At 69.5% G+C, this 15,753-nt stretch carries 16 protein-coding genes; 14 read left to right on the top strand and 2 right to left on the bottom strand.

Features of this window, described 5'->3' with window-relative positions; all coding sequences use genetic code 11:
* Nucleotides 1–376 precede the first annotated feature (376 nt).
* Nucleotides 377–2,350, bottom strand: a complete 1,974-nt coding sequence (locus ABZX11_RS21785) for a M6 family metalloprotease domain-containing protein (RefSeq protein WP_354915538.1) — start codon at nucleotides 2,348–2,350, stop codon at nucleotides 377–379.
* A 763-nt stretch (nucleotides 2,351–3,113) separates the two neighbouring features.
* On the opposite strand from ABZX11_RS21785, the gene ABZX11_RS21780 reads away from it, so the two are divergent.
* The 14 genes from ABZX11_RS21780 (at nucleotide 3,114) to aroA (ending at nucleotide 15,176) form a co-directional block, all read left to right on the top strand.
* Nucleotides 3,114–3,764 (top strand): L-threonylcarbamoyladenylate synthase, encoded by a 651-nt coding sequence (locus ABZX11_RS21780; RefSeq protein ID WP_176175195.1) that lies wholly within the window; start codon nucleotides 3,114–3,116, stop codon nucleotides 3,762–3,764.
* Nucleotides 3,765–3,838: 74 nt separating this feature from the next.
* On the top strand, nucleotides 3,839–4,996 hold the full coding sequence (locus ABZX11_RS21775) for an MraY family glycosyltransferase (protein WP_176175196.1): 1,158 nt from the start codon (nucleotides 3,839–3,841) through the stop codon (nucleotides 4,994–4,996).
* A 47-nt stretch (nucleotides 4,997–5,043) separates the two neighbouring features.
* Complete coding sequence (locus tag ABZX11_RS21770) at nucleotides 5,044–5,487, top strand: hypothetical protein (protein WP_176175197.1); 444 nt, start codon at nucleotides 5,044–5,046, stop codon at nucleotides 5,485–5,487.
* 532 nt (nucleotides 5,488–6,019) lie between these two features.
* On the top strand, nucleotides 6,020–6,805 hold the full coding sequence (atpB, locus tag ABZX11_RS21765; protein WP_176175198.1) for a F0F1 ATP synthase subunit A: 786 nt from the start codon (nucleotides 6,020–6,022) through the stop codon (nucleotides 6,803–6,805).
* Between the two features lie 55 nt (nucleotides 6,806–6,860).
* Nucleotides 6,861–7,118, top strand: a complete 258-nt coding sequence (locus ABZX11_RS21760; RefSeq protein ID WP_176178191.1) for an ATP F0F1 synthase subunit C — start codon at nucleotides 6,861–6,863, stop codon at nucleotides 7,116–7,118.
* A gap of 30 nt (nucleotides 7,119–7,148) precedes the next feature.
* Nucleotides 7,149–7,709: a F0F1 ATP synthase subunit B gene (locus tag ABZX11_RS21755; protein ID WP_176175199.1), complete on the top strand. Its 561-nt coding sequence runs from the start codon at nucleotides 7,149–7,151 to the stop codon at nucleotides 7,707–7,709.
* Between the two features lie 6 nt (nucleotides 7,710–7,715).
* Nucleotides 7,716–8,540, top strand: a complete 825-nt coding sequence (locus ABZX11_RS21750) for a F0F1 ATP synthase subunit delta (RefSeq protein WP_176175200.1) — start codon at nucleotides 7,716–7,718, stop codon at nucleotides 8,538–8,540.
* A 57-nt stretch (nucleotides 8,541–8,597) separates the two neighbouring features.
* Nucleotides 8,598–10,235, top strand: a complete 1,638-nt coding sequence (atpA, locus tag ABZX11_RS21745; RefSeq protein ID WP_176175201.1) for a F0F1 ATP synthase subunit alpha — start codon at nucleotides 8,598–8,600, stop codon at nucleotides 10,233–10,235.
* Nucleotides 10,236–10,246: 11 nt separating this feature from the next.
* On the top strand, nucleotides 10,247–11,185 hold the full coding sequence (locus tag ABZX11_RS21740) for a F0F1 ATP synthase subunit gamma (protein WP_176175202.1): 939 nt from the start codon (nucleotides 10,247–10,249) through the stop codon (nucleotides 11,183–11,185).
* Nucleotides 11,185–12,612 carry a F0F1 ATP synthase subunit beta gene (gene atpD, locus ABZX11_RS21735; RefSeq protein ID WP_003102661.1) on the top strand — a complete coding sequence of 476 codons (1,428 nt, stop codon included), beginning with the start codon at nucleotides 11,185–11,187 and terminating at the stop codon, nucleotides 12,610–12,612. Before ABZX11_RS21740 ends, atpD begins: the two co-directional genes overlap by 1 nt.
* Nucleotides 12,613–12,726: 114 nt before the next feature.
* Nucleotides 12,727–13,092: a F0F1 ATP synthase subunit epsilon gene (locus tag ABZX11_RS21730; protein WP_013229521.1), complete on the top strand. Its 366-nt coding sequence runs from the start codon at nucleotides 12,727–12,729 to the stop codon at nucleotides 13,090–13,092.
* Nucleotides 13,093–13,117: 25 nt separating this feature from the next.
* Nucleotides 13,118–13,552, top strand: a complete 435-nt coding sequence (locus ABZX11_RS21725; RefSeq protein WP_013229520.1) for a DUF2550 domain-containing protein — start codon at nucleotides 13,118–13,120, stop codon at nucleotides 13,550–13,552.
* A gap of 54 nt (nucleotides 13,553–13,606) precedes the next feature.
* Nucleotides 13,607–13,927: a putative quinol monooxygenase gene (locus ABZX11_RS21720; RefSeq protein ID WP_176175203.1), complete on the top strand. Its 321-nt coding sequence runs from the start codon at nucleotides 13,607–13,609 to the stop codon at nucleotides 13,925–13,927.
* Between the two features lie 10 nt (nucleotides 13,928–13,937).
* A complete protein-coding gene (gene aroA / locus ABZX11_RS21715; RefSeq protein ID WP_354915531.1) occupies nucleotides 13,938–15,176 on the top strand; it encodes a 3-phosphoshikimate 1-carboxyvinyltransferase in 1,239 nt (412 codons plus the stop codon).
* Here aroA and ABZX11_RS21710 read toward each other — a convergent pair.
* Nucleotides 15,173–15,748, bottom strand: a complete 576-nt coding sequence (locus tag ABZX11_RS21710) for a cob(I)yrinic acid a,c-diamide adenosyltransferase (RefSeq protein ID WP_176175205.1) — start codon at nucleotides 15,746–15,748, stop codon at nucleotides 15,173–15,175. The genes aroA and ABZX11_RS21710 overlap by 4 nt on opposite strands.
* Between the last annotated feature and the right edge of the window lie 5 nt (nucleotides 15,749–15,753).

Here is a 15,753-nt window from a genome sequence, read left to right as displayed (position 1 = left end):
AAAAGCCGGGGTTGCCGCTGAGCTGTACACAGCCGGGCCGAGTTGTGGACAAGCCCGCTCCGGCTCGGTGCGGAGGCATCGGGGGATTGCCGGACTCGAGTCGGCGGCCATGGTCGAGCAGGCCGGGCGCTCGTCGCCGAGCCGACGCGAGCGACTGGTTCCGCCGGCCCGGGTTGCGGCGCGTTCGAGTCTTGCCAGACAGCCGCGGCGGACATTGCCGCAAGCGCGCTGCCCAGAGGCTGGGCGTTCGTTGCCGCCCTGAGCAGCCCCCGATTCCACGCTACCGGCGGCCACCGACGAAAAGCCGGGAAAGCCGCCGGCGAGCGGCCTTGTTGTCCACAACCCGGCCGAGCTGTGGACAACAAGGCCCTCACCGCTAGAAGCCGAACGCCGTGCAGCTCGCCGTCGCGGTCTTCGACGGGTCGCTCACCGAGGTGGCCGTCAGCTTCACCCGGGCCGCCAGATCGCCGCCCTGGCTTCGCTTGGCGTACGCCGGCACCTTCACGTGGCCGCCGAACTTGGCCGTGGCCAGCTCGTTCGGCAGCTTCACCTGCCAGCCGCGGGCGTCCGTCGACACGGTCAGCCGGTACGTGTCCGTGTCGTACGGGGCCTGCGCCCCGCGGGCCGCGCCCGTGTTCAGCAGGCCGAAGTCGCACGTGGCCAAGCCGCCTCGGGCGATGGCCGGCAGGGCCGGGGTCAGGGCCGCGCCGCGGGACTGGCTGCCCGTGCCGTCCAGGGACGCCACCGTCACCGTGTACGACAGGATGCCGCGGCGGTCGCGGGCCACGTCCGTGATCAGGAAGCGCAGGCGGTTGGCCTGGTCCGTGTACTCGTACGGGCTCGCCGCCTCCGTGCCCGCCTTGAACAGGGCGTCGTTGAGCTGGCGGTAGTCACCGATGGTGATCTTCACCGGCGTGCCGTCGGGCTTCGTGTAATCCGTGATGCCGATGTCCTGCGGGTTCGCGTCGATCACCCAGTCGAAGGGGGCGTTGTCCTTGTTCTTCGTCTTGGTGATCAGCACGCCGGAGTCGGGCGTGAAGGAGTCCGAGCCCATCCGGTCGACGACCTCGACGGTGTAGTTGTCGTAGCCGCCGCCGTCGCAGAACGGGTCCGTCGCCCGGTCGCACTTCGGGGCCTTGTCACCGCCGGTGAGCTTGATGTTCAGGCCGGTGAACGCACCGGGCTGCGCTTCGGCCTCCCGCGCGGTGAGCCGGGCCGAGACCGGGCCGGTCTTCGCCAGCTCGTTGCGGTCGAGCTGCAGCACGTCCGCCGGGTCGACGATGCCGAGCTTCAGCTTGTTGCGCAGCTGGTGCTGTGCTCCCATCGAGCTGCCCTGCGTCGCCGGGATCTGCCAGCGGGTGTGCGGGCCGCCGGGGCCGTTGAACGTCCCGCGCGAAAGCATGTCCCACGGTCCGCTGTAGCTGCGCGAGGGCGGCGTGCCGAACGGGTTGTTGTAGTTGTCGCCGATGCCGAGGATGTGGCTGAACTCGTGGGCGTAGGTCGACTGGCCCGAGCTTTCGGCCTGCACCGAGCTGCCGTCCTGGGCGTTCGGCCAGATGCTGGCGGCCGACGCCCACGACGTCCACGGCACGTACCGGGTGGGGGCGTAGTTGGGCAGGTCGTGGTTGGGCGGGCCGAAGGCGTCCGGCACGTTTTCCTTCGTCCCGAACTTCATCTCGCCGAACTCCTGCCAGGTCGAGCTCTCGTCCTGGCCGGCGGAGAGGTAGAAGACGAAGTCGAACTGCTTCGCGGTGTCGCCGACGTCGGCGCGCCAGGCGTCCCCGGCGTCCTTGCGGAGGTCACGGCTGCAGTCCGCGCCGGGCGGGCAGGCGCTCGGCTGGAACTCCATGCCGTATTCGTAGGACTTCCCGGGCATCCGGTACGGCCCGAACGCGGTCAGCTGCACGCCGAACCGGCCGCCGGAGTCCTCCATCCAGTACTCGTTGATGGTGTGGCCGTTGTTGAGGGCTTCGGGCTTGTTGAGGAAGTCCTGGTAGTACTGCGCGACCTTCGCCCGCGGAACGTTCGCGGCGGCGGGCCCGGGGTTGCCGAAGATGGTCGAGTTCGCGGGTTTCGTGACGACGAAGTCCTGGTCCGGGTAGTCGGCGAGGACGACAGCGCCCTTGAAGGTGCGCTGGGTGGGCTTGAGGGTCGGGTCGGCCCAGTTCGTGCCGGGCACCTTCCGGTAGTCGGACCAGGTCATGTGGTCCTGGTTCTCCCAGTGCGCGGCATCGATCGGCGCGGGCCAGCCACGGGTGAGCGGTTCGGCGGCGGCGGTCCCGGCACCGAGCCCGGAGAGAACGGCGACGGCGGCGAGCAGGGCGAGCGCTTTCGGGGTTCTGGGGCGCATCTGCGGCTCCTTCACTGGGAACCCACGGGGGTGGTGGTTCCCGAAGATCGACCGTATTGAGCCGGGCTGTCGCGGTTCTGCCTCAGGGCGAGGTTTACCCGCTTGCCCCACGACGAAAGTCTGGCCGGTTGTCAGCCGTGCGCTCGGGCGTTGTGGACAACCCCGGGCGTGCGCGCCGGAAGGGGCCGAAACTGTCGGTGCCGGCCGGTAGCGTGGAAAACGGGGGCGCCCCCGGGGCCTGCGCCGGTTTGATGCGGGGAGCGATGTGGACAACTCCGGCCGCACGCGCCGAGAGCGCCAGGAACTGTCGGTGCTCGCCGGTAGCGTGGAAGACGGGGGGCGCCCCCGCGGGGCCTGCACACAGGATGCGCGCGGCGGTCCCGACCGCAATTCCGGCGCCGCTGGTACCTCATCCACCGCCCGCTCGGAGCGAGATCGATGGCAATGATCAGACCCGGTGCGGTTGTCGATCCGGGTGGCCAGGTCGTTGCCGGAACCGACCGGCACTCGACTTCGGGCTTCGCCACCGGCCTCGACCTGCCGAAGTGGCGTCCCAGGTGACGAGCGATGTGGACAACTCCGGCCGCACGCGCCGAGAGCGCCGGAAACTGTCGGTGCCCGCCGGTAGCGTGGAAGACGGGGGGCGCCCCCAAGCGGCGCTGCGCAGCCGGCACCGCCTCCGGACCCGAGCCCGCCGAACCGCACCCCGCCGCCCTGTGACGCGGCGAACGTCCCCCCGGCCCGCCGGACTACGCTGCCCACCATGAGCGTGGTCTACGACTGCAGCAGGCGCGAGACCCGGGCCGACGGGCTGGCCGCCGCGGCCGGGGCGGTTCGGTCCAGCAGGCTGGTCGTCCTGCCCACCGATACCGTCTACGGGATCGGGGCCGACGCCTTCGACGCCGGTGCCGTGCAGGCGCTGCTGCGGGCCAAGAACCGCGGCCCGGACATGCCCGTCGGTGTGCTCGTCGGCTCGTGGTCCACTGTGGACGGGCTGGTGCTGGGCGTGCCGCCGCAGGCCAGGGCGCTCATCGAAGCCTTCTGGCCCGGTGACCTTTCCATCGTGCTGCCGCACGCGCCGAGCCTGCAGTGGAACCTCGGCGAAGCCCGCGGCACCGTCATGCTGCGGATGCCGCTGCACCCCGTCGCCCTCGAACTGCTGCGGGACGTCGGGCCGATGGCCGTCTCCAGTGCGAACGTCTCCGGGCGGCCGCCGGCCCGTACCGCGCAGGAGGCGCAGGAACAGCTCGGGGACTCGGTCGCGGTGTACCTCGACGGCGGTTCGAGCGGCGAGTCCGTCGCTTCGAGCGTCGTGGACCTCACCGGTACCGAACCGGTCGTGCTGCGCGAGGGCGCGGTGAGCAAGTCGGCCATCGCGGAGGTGCTCGGTGTGCCCGCGGAATCCTTGGCCTGAAGCCGGATCACGACGAGATCCGCGACACGATAGCGTGTCGCGGGTGACCCCGACCCCGCGAGCGTGACGTCCCCGTGCCGCCCACTTCCGGTCTGCTCCCCATCCGGGAATACATCCTCGTCGCGCTGACCGCGACGGCCGTGACCTACCTGCTCACCGGCGTCGTGCGCCGGGTTGCGATCCGCGTCGGCGCGATCGCCAACCCGCGCGCGCGGGACGTGCACGTCGCCCCGATCCCGCGGATGGGCGGGGTCGGCATCTACCTCGGCGTCGCCGGCGCGATGGGCCTCGCCCACCAGCTGCCCGCGCTGTCGCACGGCTTCGACGCCTCCTTCGACTCGGTCGGCGTGCTGCTGGCCGCCGGCGTGATCTCGCTGATCGGCGCGCTCGACGACCGGTTCGAACTGGACGCCTGGACGAAGCTGGCCGGCCAGGTCATGTGCGCCGGCATCCTGGTCATCTTCGGCGTGCAGTGGGTGTCGTTCTGGGTGCCGTGGGGCGGCACCGGCGGCTCGTTCGGCTCGGTGCTGGTGCTCGACAAGAACCAGGGCGCCCTGCTCACCGTCGTGATGGTCGTGGTCATGGTCAACGCGATGAACTTCGTCGACGGCCTCGACGGGCTGGCCGGCGGCCTCGGCTTCATCGCCGCCGCGGCCACCTGCTCGTTCTCCCTCGGCCTGCTCGACAGCTCGGGCGGTGACGTCGGCACCTACCCGCCCGCGCTGATCGCCGCCACCCTCGCCGGCGCCTGTCTGGGCTTCCTGCCGTACAACTTCCAGCCCGCGAAGATCTTCATGGGCGACTCCGGCTCGATGATGATCGGCCTGATGCTCGCCGGCGCGACGACGTCGGCGTCCGGGCGCGTGCCGTACACGCAGTTCAGCGCCAAGGACGCGATCGCGCTGCTGTCCCCGCTGGTGGTCGTGGCGGCCGTGCTGTTCGTGCCGATGCTGGACCTGATCATGGCGGTCGTCCGGCGCACCCGGCGCGGCGAAAGCCCGTTCGCCGCCGACAAGATGCACCTGCACCACCGGCTGCTGGAGATCGGCCACTCCCAGCGCCGCGCGGTGCTGCTGATCTACCTGTGGGCCGGGTTGCTGGCCTTCGGCGCGGTGTCGGTGACGCTGTTCGACGACGTCGCGGCGCTGTGGATCATCGGGATCGGCCTGGTCTTGGCGGCGGTGGTCTCGATCGTCCCGCGGCTGCGCTCGCGCAACCAGCCCGGCACCTGATCCGCCGGGGTCTCTACACTCGGGTGGGAACCGAGCAGGGAGCCAGAGTGAGCGAAACCGAAACGCACGAGCAGGAGAACCCGCACGCCAAGGTGGTGCTGCAGGCGGCCCGCGCGATGACGAGGGCCTCGCTGCTGGTCACCCCGCCCGCGGTGATCGTGTGCATCGCGCTGTTCAGCATCCTCAACGGCCTGCCCGGCTTCCTCGGCTCGCTCGTCGGCGGGGTGCTCGCGATGCTGGCGTCCCTGTCGACGCTCGGCATGATGAAATTCAGCGCGGGCCAGGACCCGATGTTCGTCATGGTCATCGCGCTCGGCGGGTACGTCGTGAAGGTCGTCCTGCTCTTCGGGGCGCTGACGCTGCTGAAGGGCGTCACCGCGCTGCACCCGATGTCGCTCGGCATCACGATGATCGTGGCCATCCTGCTCGCCGCCGCGGCCGAGTTCGCCGCCTTCCGCAAGACCAAGATCCCGACGATCATCCCGTCCTGACGCGGTCCGTTTCGTCGTAACCTTCCGTTACTCTTCGTGCACCCACCTGCGGCCGCTTGAGTGTGACCGGCACCACACGAGTGCGCTTGCGTGCGGACTGCGGACGGTGACCGGGACCCGCCGCCTGCGGTGATCCGGATCGGGTCCCGGTGCGCACCGGACCTGGGTCCCGGGACCACCCGGGACCTAAGTCCTGGGCTGATCGGTTGGTTAGGAGTACGCCTGTCCGGCACGGATTGACCTGCTGGTATGGTCCGCGTCAAGGGTGGCGGCCTCGGCCGCGCGCTTCCCGAGACGAACCGCGATCAGCAGTGTGGCGACCGTGTAGTTCCGCCGTCCGGCCGCTGGTCCGAAGTAGACCGCAGGGCAGTGTTCAAGCGAGACAACCCCGTGTGCAGAACGTGAAGGTGTGTTCTGCGGACGGTGGGGTAGCCGCCTCCGACGTCCCGATACGTATCGGGTACGTTAAGTCCAGATCGTGACGATTCCCCCGGCGGAGTGAACGCCGGCCGGGAGAACCGGAAGGAGCCCAGTGGGCGCGCTGGTTTTGGCCGAGGGTGCGGTATTCGCGCCGCCCGGCGCCGAAAGCTTCGAGTTGCCGCCGTTGTTCGGCTCGGTCACCAAGCCGATGCTGCTCGTCGTGGCGTCGGTCGTCATCATCGCGACGTACTTCCTGCTGGCGACCCGCAAGCTTCAGGTCGTCCCGAGCAAGGGGCAGTTCGTGGCGGAGTCGATCTACGACTTCAGCCGCAACAACATCGCGCGCGAGCAGATCGGCTCGAAGGACTTCAAGCCGTTCGTACCCCTCGTTTTCGCATTGTTCACCTTCGTACTGGTGAACAACCTCTACGGGATCATCCCCGTCCTGCAGTTCCCGACCATGGCGCGCTTCGGTTTCCCGGTCGCCCTCTCGGTCCTCGTCGTCTACCCGGTCTACCACTTCGTCGGGTTCAAGCGGCACGGTTTCGCCGGTTACTTCAAGAAGGAACTCGCCCCGCCGGGCGTGCCCAAGGCGGTGCTGCCGCTCTTCTCGCTGATCGAGTTCGCGGAGAAGTTCTTCCTCAACCCGCTGACGCTCGCCATCCGTGTTTTCGCCGCCATGTTCGCGGGTCACCTGATCCTGGCGGTGTTCACCCTCGGCGGCACCTTCCTGCTGACCGAGACCTCGAGCTGGGCCCTGAAGCCGGTCTCGCTGGTGGCGTGGATCTTCGCCATCGGGATGACGTTCCTCGAGGCCTTCATCCAGGTGCTGCAGGCCTACATCTTCGCCCTGCTGTCGGCTGGGTACATCGGCGCCGCGCTGGCGTCGGAGCACTGAGAACACAAGCCCCCGATCCACGCGAGCGCGTGGACCGAAGTGAAGGGAAATGCACGTGAGCAACATCGTTCTGGCCCAGGCCGCGGAGCAGGCTGTCAACCTCAACCCCGGTCTCGCCGCCATCGGTTACGGCCTGGGCGCGATCGGCCCGGGCATCGGTGTGGGTCTGATCTTCGCCGCCGTCATCAACGGCACCGCCCGCCAGCCGGAGGCGCAGGGCAAGCTGCAGGGCATCGGCTTCTCGACCTTCGTTCTGACCGAGGTGCTCGCCCTGATCGGCATCGTCATCTACTTCATCGCCTCCGCCGCCTGAGTCCTCGGCTCATCGCTTTAAGGAGACGCCGTGCTGAACAGTGCCTTGGTCCTCGCCGCAGAGGGCGAAACGCACAACCCGATCATCCCCGACATCTCGGAGCTGATCCTCGGCATCGTCGCCTTCCTGATCCTGCTGTTCATCCTCAAGAAGTACGTCGTCCCTCGCTTCGAGGCCGCGTACGAAGAGCGTGCGCAGAAGATCGAGGGAGGCATCGAGAAGGCCGAGCGGGCCCAGGCCGAGGCCGAAGAGGCGCTGGCCAAGTACAAGGCCCAGCTGCAGGAAGCCCGCACCGAAGCCGCGAAGATCCGCGACGACGCCCGGCTCGAAGCCGAGCAGATCAAGGCGGAGCTGCGGGCCGAGGCGGAGGCCGAGTCCCAGCGCATCGTCGCACAGGGCCAGGCCCAGCTGCAGGCCCAGAAGGCGCAGATCATCGCGGAGCTGCGGGCCGACATGGGCCGCAACGCCGTCGAGCTGGCCAGCCGCATCGTCGGCGAGTCGCTCGAGGACGAGGCGCGCCGCCGCGGCACCGTCGACCGGTTCCTGGCGGAGCTGGAAACCACCGGTGCGTCCAACGGAGCGGGGAAGTAGCCAGAGATGACGCTGCATGCTGCGAGCCGTGAAGCGCTCGGCCTCGCCGAGGAACGCCTCGGCGAGGTTCTGGCCGACGCGGGAGCCGACGCTGCCACGGTCGGCGACGAGCTGCTCTCGGTCGTCGACCTGCTGGACCGGGAGATCGGCCTGCGCCGGGCGGTGAGCGACGCCTCCGCGACGGCGGAGTCGCGCACCGGGCTGGTGCGCCGGCTGTTCGACGGCAAGTTGTCCGAACCGGCCCTGAAGGTGCTCGACACCGTGGCGGGCAGCCGCTGGTCCAGCCCCCGTGAGCTGACCGACGGGCTCGAGTCGCTCGGGCGCTCGGCCCTGCTCACCTCGGCGGAGAAGACCGGGAACGTCGACACCGTCGAATCCCAGCTCTTCCAGGTCGCGCGCGTGGTGGCCAACCACCCCGAGCTCGAGGCCGCGCTGTCGGACCTGACCGGGCCCGCCGACGCCAAGCGCACGCTGGTGCGCGGGCTGTTCGCCGACAAGGTGGACGTGGTCACCGAGACCCTCGTCGAGCAGGTCGTGCGCCGGGCCAAGGGCCGCGGCGTCGGCGTCGGGCTCGACAAGCTGGTCAAGCTGGCCGCGGAGCGGCGCCAGCGCTCGGTGGCCTACGTGACCAGCGCGAACGCCCTGACCGACGAGCAGGTCGCCCAGCTGGGCGCGAAGCTCGACGCCATCTACGGGCGGCCGATCGCGCTGCACGTCGAGGTCGACCCCCGGCTCGGCGGCGGTCTCGTCGTCCGCGTCGGCGACGAGGTCATCGACGGGAGCGCGGCGGGGCAGCTCGCGGCGTTGCGCAGGCGGCTGGCCCGGGCATAGGCCCAGGTCACACAAGACTTTGCATACTGGCAAGAACGAAGCGAGAGCGGGAAAGACATGGCCGAGCTGACGATCTCCTCGGATGAGATCCGTAGCGCGATCGAGAACTACGTCTCGAGTTACGCCCCGGACGTGAGCCGGGAAGAAGTTGGCACCGTGGTGGACGCCGGCGACGGCATCGCCCACGTCGAGGGCCTGCCCTCGGCCATGGCCAACGAGCTGCTCGAGTTCCCCGGCGGCGTCCTGGGCGTCGCACTGAACCTGGACGCGCGCTCCATCGGTGCCGCGATCCTCGGTGACTTCGAAAGCATCGAAGAGGGCCAGCAGGTCAAGCGCACCGGCCAGGTCCTGTCGGTGCCGGTCGGCGACGGCTACCTCGGCCGCGTCGTCAACCCGCTGGGCCAGGCGATCGACGGCCTCGGCGACATCGAGACCACCGAGCGCCGCGCGCTGGAGCTCAAGGCCGCCTCGGTGGTCGAGCGCCAGCCGGTGTCGGAGCCGCTGCAGACCGGCATCACCGCCATCGACGCGATGACGCCGATCGGCCGCGGCCAGCGCCAGCTGATCATCGGTGACCGCAAGACGGGCAAGACCGCCGTCGCCGTGGACACGATCATCAACCAGAAGGCCAACTGGGAGACCGGCGACCCGAAGAAGCAGGTTCGCTGCATCTACGTCGCGGTCGGCCAGAAGGGCTCCACGATCGCCGCCGTGAAGAAGTCCCTCGAGGACGCCGGCGCGCTGGAGTACACCACGATCGTCGCGGCCCCCGCGTCCGACTCGGCCGGCTTCAAGTGGATCGCGCCGTACACCGGCTCGGCCATCGGCCAGCACTGGATGTACGAGGGCAAGCACGTCCTCATCGTGTTCGACGACCTGACCAAGCAGGCCGACGCCTACCGCGCGATCTCGCTGCTGCTGCGCCGCCCGCCGGGCCGCGAGGCGTTCCCCGGCGACGTCTTCTACTTGCACTCCCGCCTGCTGGAGCGCTGCGCGAAGCTGTCGGACGAGCTGGGCGCCGGCTCGCTGACCGGTCTCCCGATCATCGAGACCAAGGCGAACGACGTGTCGGCCTACATCCCGACGAACGTCATCTCGATCACCGACGGCCAGTGCTTCTTCCAGTCGGACCTGTTCAACGCCGGTCAGCGCCCGGCCATCGACGTGGGCATCTCGGTGTCCCGCGTGGGTGGTGCCGCGCAGGTCAAGGCGATGAAGTCGGTCTCGGGCTCGCTCCGCATCGACCTGTCGCAGTACCGCGAGCTGGAGGCCTTCGCGGCCTTCGCCTCCGACCTCGACGACGCGTCGAAGGCGCAGCTCGAGCGCGGTGCCCGCCTGTACGAGGTGCTCAAGCAGCCGCAGTACTCGCCGATCCCGGTCGAGGAGCAGGTCTGCACGGTGTGGCTGGGCACGAACGGCCACTACGACTCGGTCCCGACCGAGGACGTGCGCCGCTTCAACCTCGAGTTCCTCGACTCGGCCCGCCGCAAGCACCCGGAGATCCTGGCCGCGATCCGCGACTCCGGGAAGTTCGAGGACGAGACCGCCGACAAGCTGGTCGCCGCGGTGAACGAGTTCAAGAAGGAGTTCACCACGTCCGAGGGCAAGCCGCTCGAGGACAACGCGGACGCCATGGAAGCCGACAAGGTCGGGCAGGAGACCGTCAAGGTCAACAAGCCCGCGCCGAAGAAGTGAGCTGGTAGCTCATGGCCGCACAACTCCGGGAACTCCGGTCGCGCATCAAGGCGACCAAGTCGATCGGCAAGATCACGAAGGCGATGGAGCTCATCGCCACCGCGCGCATCACGAAGGCGCGGGCGCGGGTCGCCGCTTCCCGGCCGTACGCGGACGAGATCACCAAGGTGCTCTCGGCGCTGGCCGGCGCGGCCACCACGCTCGACCACCCCATGCTGGTCGAGCGCCCGAACCCCAAGCGGGCCGCTGTCCTGGTCGTGACCAGCGACAAGGGCCAGTGCGGCGGGTACAACTCCAACGTGCTGCGGGCGACCGAAGAGCTGCTGGCCCTCCTCCGCTCGGAGGGCAAGGAGCCGCAGCTCTACGTCACCGGCAACAAGGGGCTGAACTACTACCGGTTCCGGGGCCGCGAGGTCGTGGACGGCTGGACGGGCTTCTCCGACCAGCCGGGCTACGCCAACGCGGTCGCGGCCGGTGACGCCCTGGTGGAGTCGTTCATGCGCGGCGCCGACGACGCGGACGGGAACGCCGACGGCATCAACGGTGTCGACGAGATCCACATCGTCTACACCGAGTTCGTGTCGATGCTGACCCAGCGGCCGACCGCCAAGCGCGTCGCCCCGCTCGAGGTCGAGTACTCCGAGGGTGAAGAGGAGAAGCCCGCCGGGCTGCTCCCCAGCTACGAGTTCGAGCCCAGTGCCGACACGCTGCTGGACGCGATCCTGCCGAAGTACATCAACACGCGGCTCTACGCGGCGTTCCTCGAGTCCGCGGCGTCCGAGCTGGCCGCCCGCCGGACCGCGATGAAGGCGGCGTCGGACAACGCGAACGAGCTGGTCGGCACCCTGACGCGGGAGATGAACCAGGCCCGCCAGGCGCAGATCACCCAGGAGATCTCCGAAATCGTCGGTGGCGCGAACGCGCTCACCGCAGCAGGAAGTGATGATTGATGACCAGTACTGAAGCCCCGCGCGCCAAGGGGCGCATCGTGTCGGTGACCGGTCCGGTCGTCGACGTCGAGTTCCCGCGCGGTTCCGTGCCCGACCAGTTCAACGCGCTCAAGGTCGAGATCGAGTTCGAGCAGCTGCGCAAGACGGTGACCCTCGAGGTCGCCAGCCACCTGGGCGACAACCTCGTCCGCACCATCTCCCTGCAGCCGCAGGACGGCCTGGTGCGCGGCGCGGAGGTCACCGACACCGGCGGCCCGATCACCGTCCCGGTGGGCGACAAGGTCAAGGGCCACGTCTACAACGCCCTCGGCGAGTGCCTCGACGAGCCCGGCTACGGCGAGGACCTCGAGCGCTGGGGCATCCACCGCAGCGCCCCGTCCTTCGACCAGCTCGAAGGCAAGACCGAGATGCTGGAGACCGGCCTCAAGGTCGTCGACCTGCTCACCCCGTACGTCCAGGGTGGCAAGATCGGCCTGTTCGGTGGTGCCGGCGTCGGCAAGACGGTGCTCATCAAGGAGATGATCACCCGCGTCGCCCGGAACTTCGGTGGTACCTCGGTGTTCGCCGGCGTCGGCGAGCGCACCCGTGAGGGCAACGACCTCTTCCTGGAGATGTCCGAGGACGGCGTCATCAACGACACCGCCCTCATCTTCGGCCAGATGGACGAGCCGCCGGGCACCCGCATGCGGGTCGCGCTGTCCGCGCTGACCATGGCGGAGTACTTCCGCGACGTCCAGAACCAGGACGTGCTGCTGTTCATCGACAACATCTTCCGGTTCACCCAGGCCGGCTCGGAGGTGTCGACCCTGCTGGGCCGCATGCCGTCGGCCGTGGGTTACCAGCCGACGCTGGCCGACGAGATGGGGCAGCTGCAGGAGCGGATCACCTCGACCCGTGGCCGTTCGATCACCTCGATGCAGGCGATCTACGTCCCCGCGGACGACTACACCGACCCGGCCCCGGCCGCGACGTTCGCCCACCTGGACGCCACCACCGAGCTCTCCCGGTCGGTGTTCCAGAAGGGCATCTTCCCGGCGGTGGACCCGCTGGCGTCGACGTCGACGATCCTCGACCCGGCCATCGTCGGTGAGGACCACTACCGGGTGGCCTCCGAGGTCATCCGGATCCTGCAGAAGTACAAGGAGCTGCAGGACATCATCGCGATCCTCGGTATGGACGAGCTCTCGGAAGAGGACAAGCTGACCGTTCAGCGCGCGCGCCGCATCGAGCGGTTCCTGTCGCAGAACATGCTGGTCGCCGAGGCGTTCACACAGATCCCGGGCTCGACGGTGCCGCTGTCGGAGACGATCGAGTCGTTCGACCGCATCGCCAAGGGCGACTTCGACCACTACCCGGAGCAGGCGTTCCTGGGTATCGGTGGCCTCGAAGACCTCGAGAAGAAGTACAAGGAAATCACCAAGAAGTGAGCTCGTGAGCACGGCGGGGGCAGTGTCCTATGTGGACCCGCGCCCCCGCCGTTCTCGTAGCTTGAGTCAGACCTATTACACTCGGTGGCAACACCCCGAGTTAAGGAGTGCTACGTGGCCGAGATGTCCGTGGAGCTGGTGGCCGTCGAGCGCCGTCTCTGGTCGGGTACTGCCACTTTCGTGGTGGCTCAGACCACCGAGGGTGAGATCGGCATCATGGCCGGTCACGAACCCGTGCTCGGGCAGCTGGTCGAGGGTGGCGTGGTCAAGGTGACGACCACCGACGGCGAGACGGTCTGCGCGGCCGTGCACGGCGGTTTCCTCTCCGTGACCGGCACCGGGGTGAGCATCCTCGCCGAGAGCGCCGAGCTTTCCGACGAGATCGACGTCGAGGCGGCCAAGGCGGCCCTGACCGGGGACGACGAGACCGAGCGGGCGAGGGCTTCGGCCCAGCTCCGCGCAGCGGGCCAGACGGCCTGAGCGCGAGACGGGCAGGAGCCGGACCGTGAAGATCACCGTGGTCGTAGCCGGGCTCCTGATCGTGCTCGCGGTGCTGGCCGCCTGGTACGGCCAGCGCTGGATCCGGATGCGCCGCGGTGGCGGCGTGAGCGTCGCGCTGCGGTGGCGTCCGGACAACCCGCGGTCCAGCTGGCACCTGGGGCTGGGCCGCTACGAGGGCGACGAGTTCGTCTGGTATCGGGTCTGGAGCCTGCGGACCGGCGCCGACCGCGTCTTCCAGCGGGAAAGCATGCAGATCGCCGACCGGCGTGACCCGTCCGGCACCGAGGCCTACGCCGTGCCCGAGGGCTCGACGGTGCTGCGCTGCGAGTCCGAGACCCAGGAGGCGATCGAGATCGCCATGGGGCCGGGCGCGCTCACCGGGTTCCTCTCGTGGCTCGAATCCGCCCCGCCCGGGCGACGCCTGCCGCGCGCTTCCTGAGGCTGTCTCATTCCGAGACAGCCGCGGCCGCCGCTTTCGCCTACGGTTGAGCCCATGATTTTCATCGTGGTCAAGTTCCCGGTCAAACCGGAGCACGCGGAAGACTGGCCGGAGATCGTCGCGGACTACACCGCGAACACCCGGGCCGAGGACGGCAACCGGTTCTTCGAGTGGTCACGCAGCCTCGAGGACAAGAACACGTACGTGCTGGTCGAGGGCTTCGACGGCCAGGACGCGGCCGTCGCCCACGTCGGCTCGGACCACTTCAAGTGGGCGGTCGCCAACCTGGGCGCGTACATCAGCGACAACCCGCAGATCATCAACGTCCAGGACGCCTCCGACTGGGGCCCGATGGCGGAGATCCAGCCCCACTAAACTGGGGCTCGTGACCCTCGTCGAGATCCCCGGCTCCAAGTCCGTCACCGCTCGCGGCCTGTTCCTGGCCGCCGCCGCGCACGGCACCACGACCCTCGGCCGTCCGCTGCACTCGGACGACACCGAGGGCTTCGCCGAGGGCCTGGTCAAGCTCGGCTACCGGGTCGACCGGCAGCCGGAGGCGTGGACCATCGAGGGCCGCCCCGCGGGGCCCGGGGTGGCTTCGGCGGAGGTCTTCTGCCGCGACGGCGCCACGACGGCCCGGTTCCTCCCCGCGCTGGCCGCGACCGGCACCGGGACGTTCGCCTTCGACGCCTCCGGCCAGATGCGCCGCCGCCCGCTGGGCCCGCTGACCGACGCCCTGCAGGAGCTGGGCGTCGACCTTGAGTTCGGCGGCGAGCCGGGCCACCACCCGCTGACCGTCCGCGCGAACGGCATCAAGGGCGGTGAGCTGACCCTCGACGCGGGCCTGTCCTCGCAGTTCCTGACGGCGTTGCTGCTGGTCGGGCCGCTGACCGCGGAGGGGCTGCGGATCACGGTGACCGACCTCGTGTCGGTGCCGTACGTCGAGATCACGCTGGAGATGATGCGCCGTTTCGGTGTCGAGGTCCGCCGTGAGGGGCAGACGTTCGTGGTCCCGGCGCAGCCGTACCAGGCGTGCGAGTACCCGGTGGAGCCGGACGCCTCGACGGCGAGCTACTTCCTGGCCGCGGCGGCGGTCACCGGCCGCACGGTGACCATCCCGGGCCTGGGCTCCGACGCCCTCCAGGGGGACGTGAAGTTCGCCGACGTGCTGCGCGAGATGGGCGCGCACGTGGAGCTCACGCCGGACTCGGTGACGGTCGCGGGCCCGTCGGACGGCCTGCGCGGCGTCACGGTGAACATGCGCGACATCTCCGACACGGTCCCGACCCTGGCGGCGATCGCGCCGTTCGCGTCCGGCCCGGTCCGCATCGAGGACGTCTACAACACGCGCATCAAGGAGTGCGACCGCCTCGACGCGTGCGAGGAGAACCTGCGCGCGATGGGCATCGAGGTCGAGACGGGCCGCGACTGGATCGAGATCCAGCCGGGCGAGCCGACGGGCACGGAGGTGGCCTGCCGCCGCGACCACCGGATCGCGATGGCGTTCAGCATCACGGGCCTGCTGGTCGACGGCATCACGCTGGACGACCCGGACTGCGTGAAGAAGACCTTCCCGGGCTTCCACCAGGCCCTGGGGGCGCTGCGGGAGAGCTGGGGGATCTAGGAGGGCTGCCCACCCGGCTGCCACAGCACGTCACCCTCAGGGTTCGCCAGCCGGGCGAGGATGAACAGCAGGTCCGACAGGCGGTTCAGGTACTTCACCGCGATCGGGTTCGTCGCCTCGGGCTCGGCCTCGTGCAGGGCCCAGGCCGACCGCTCCGCCCGGCGCGCCACCGTCCGCGCCTGGTGCAGGAACGCCGCCCCCGGTGTGCCGCCCGGGAGGATGAACGACGTCAGCTTCGGCAGGCGCTCGTTGAACTCGTCGCACCAGCCTTCGAGCCGCTCGACGTACTTCTCGGTGATCCGCAGCGGCGGGTACGGCGGGTCGTCGGAGATCGGCAGGCAGAGGTCCGCGCCGACGTCGAAGAGATCGTTCTGCACCGTGCGCAGCACGTCCGTCACCTCGGCAGGCAGCGCGCCGACCGCGATCGCCAATCCGAGCACCGAGTTCGTCTCGTCCGTGTCCGCGTACGCGCCCAGCCGCGGGGACGTCTTCGGCACGCGCGACCCGTCGCCGAGCGCGGTCGTGCCGTTGTCGCCGACCTTGGTGTACACGCGGTTGATGCGAACGACCATGGACC

It is taken from the genome of Amycolatopsis sp. NPDC004169 (assembly GCF_040610315.1).
GTDB lineage: Bacteria > Actinomycetota > Actinomycetes > Mycobacteriales > Pseudonocardiaceae > Amycolatopsis.
This window is presented reverse-complemented; position numbering and strand designations above follow the sequence as displayed.

Coding starts and splice junctions, on each gene's coding strand:
- ABZX11_RS21740 (WP_176175202.1), top strand. CDS start 10,247: ATGGCCGCACAACTCCGGGAACTCCGGTCGCGCATCAAGGCGACCAAG.
- ABZX11_RS21720 (WP_176175203.1), top strand. CDS start 13,607: ATGATTTTCATCGTGGTCAAGTTCCCGGTCAAACCGGAGCACGCGGAA.
- ABZX11_RS21785 (WP_354915538.1), bottom strand. CDS start 2,350: ATGCGCCCCAGAACCCCGAAAGCGCTCGCCCTGCTCGCCGCCGTCGCC.
- ABZX11_RS21750 (WP_176175200.1), top strand. CDS start 7,716: ATGACGCTGCATGCTGCGAGCCGTGAAGCGCTCGGCCTCGCCGAGGAA.
- atpD (WP_003102661.1), top strand. CDS start 11,185: ATGACCAGTACTGAAGCCCCGCGCGCCAAGGGGCGCATCGTGTCGGTG.
- ABZX11_RS21780 (WP_176175195.1), top strand. CDS start 3,114: ATGAGCGTGGTCTACGACTGCAGCAGGCGCGAGACCCGGGCCGACGGG.
- atpA (WP_176175201.1), top strand. CDS start 8,598: ATGGCCGAGCTGACGATCTCCTCGGATGAGATCCGTAGCGCGATCGAG.
- ABZX11_RS21710 (WP_176175205.1), bottom strand. CDS start 15,748: ATGGTCGTTCGCATCAACCGCGTGTACACCAAGGTCGGCGACAACGGC.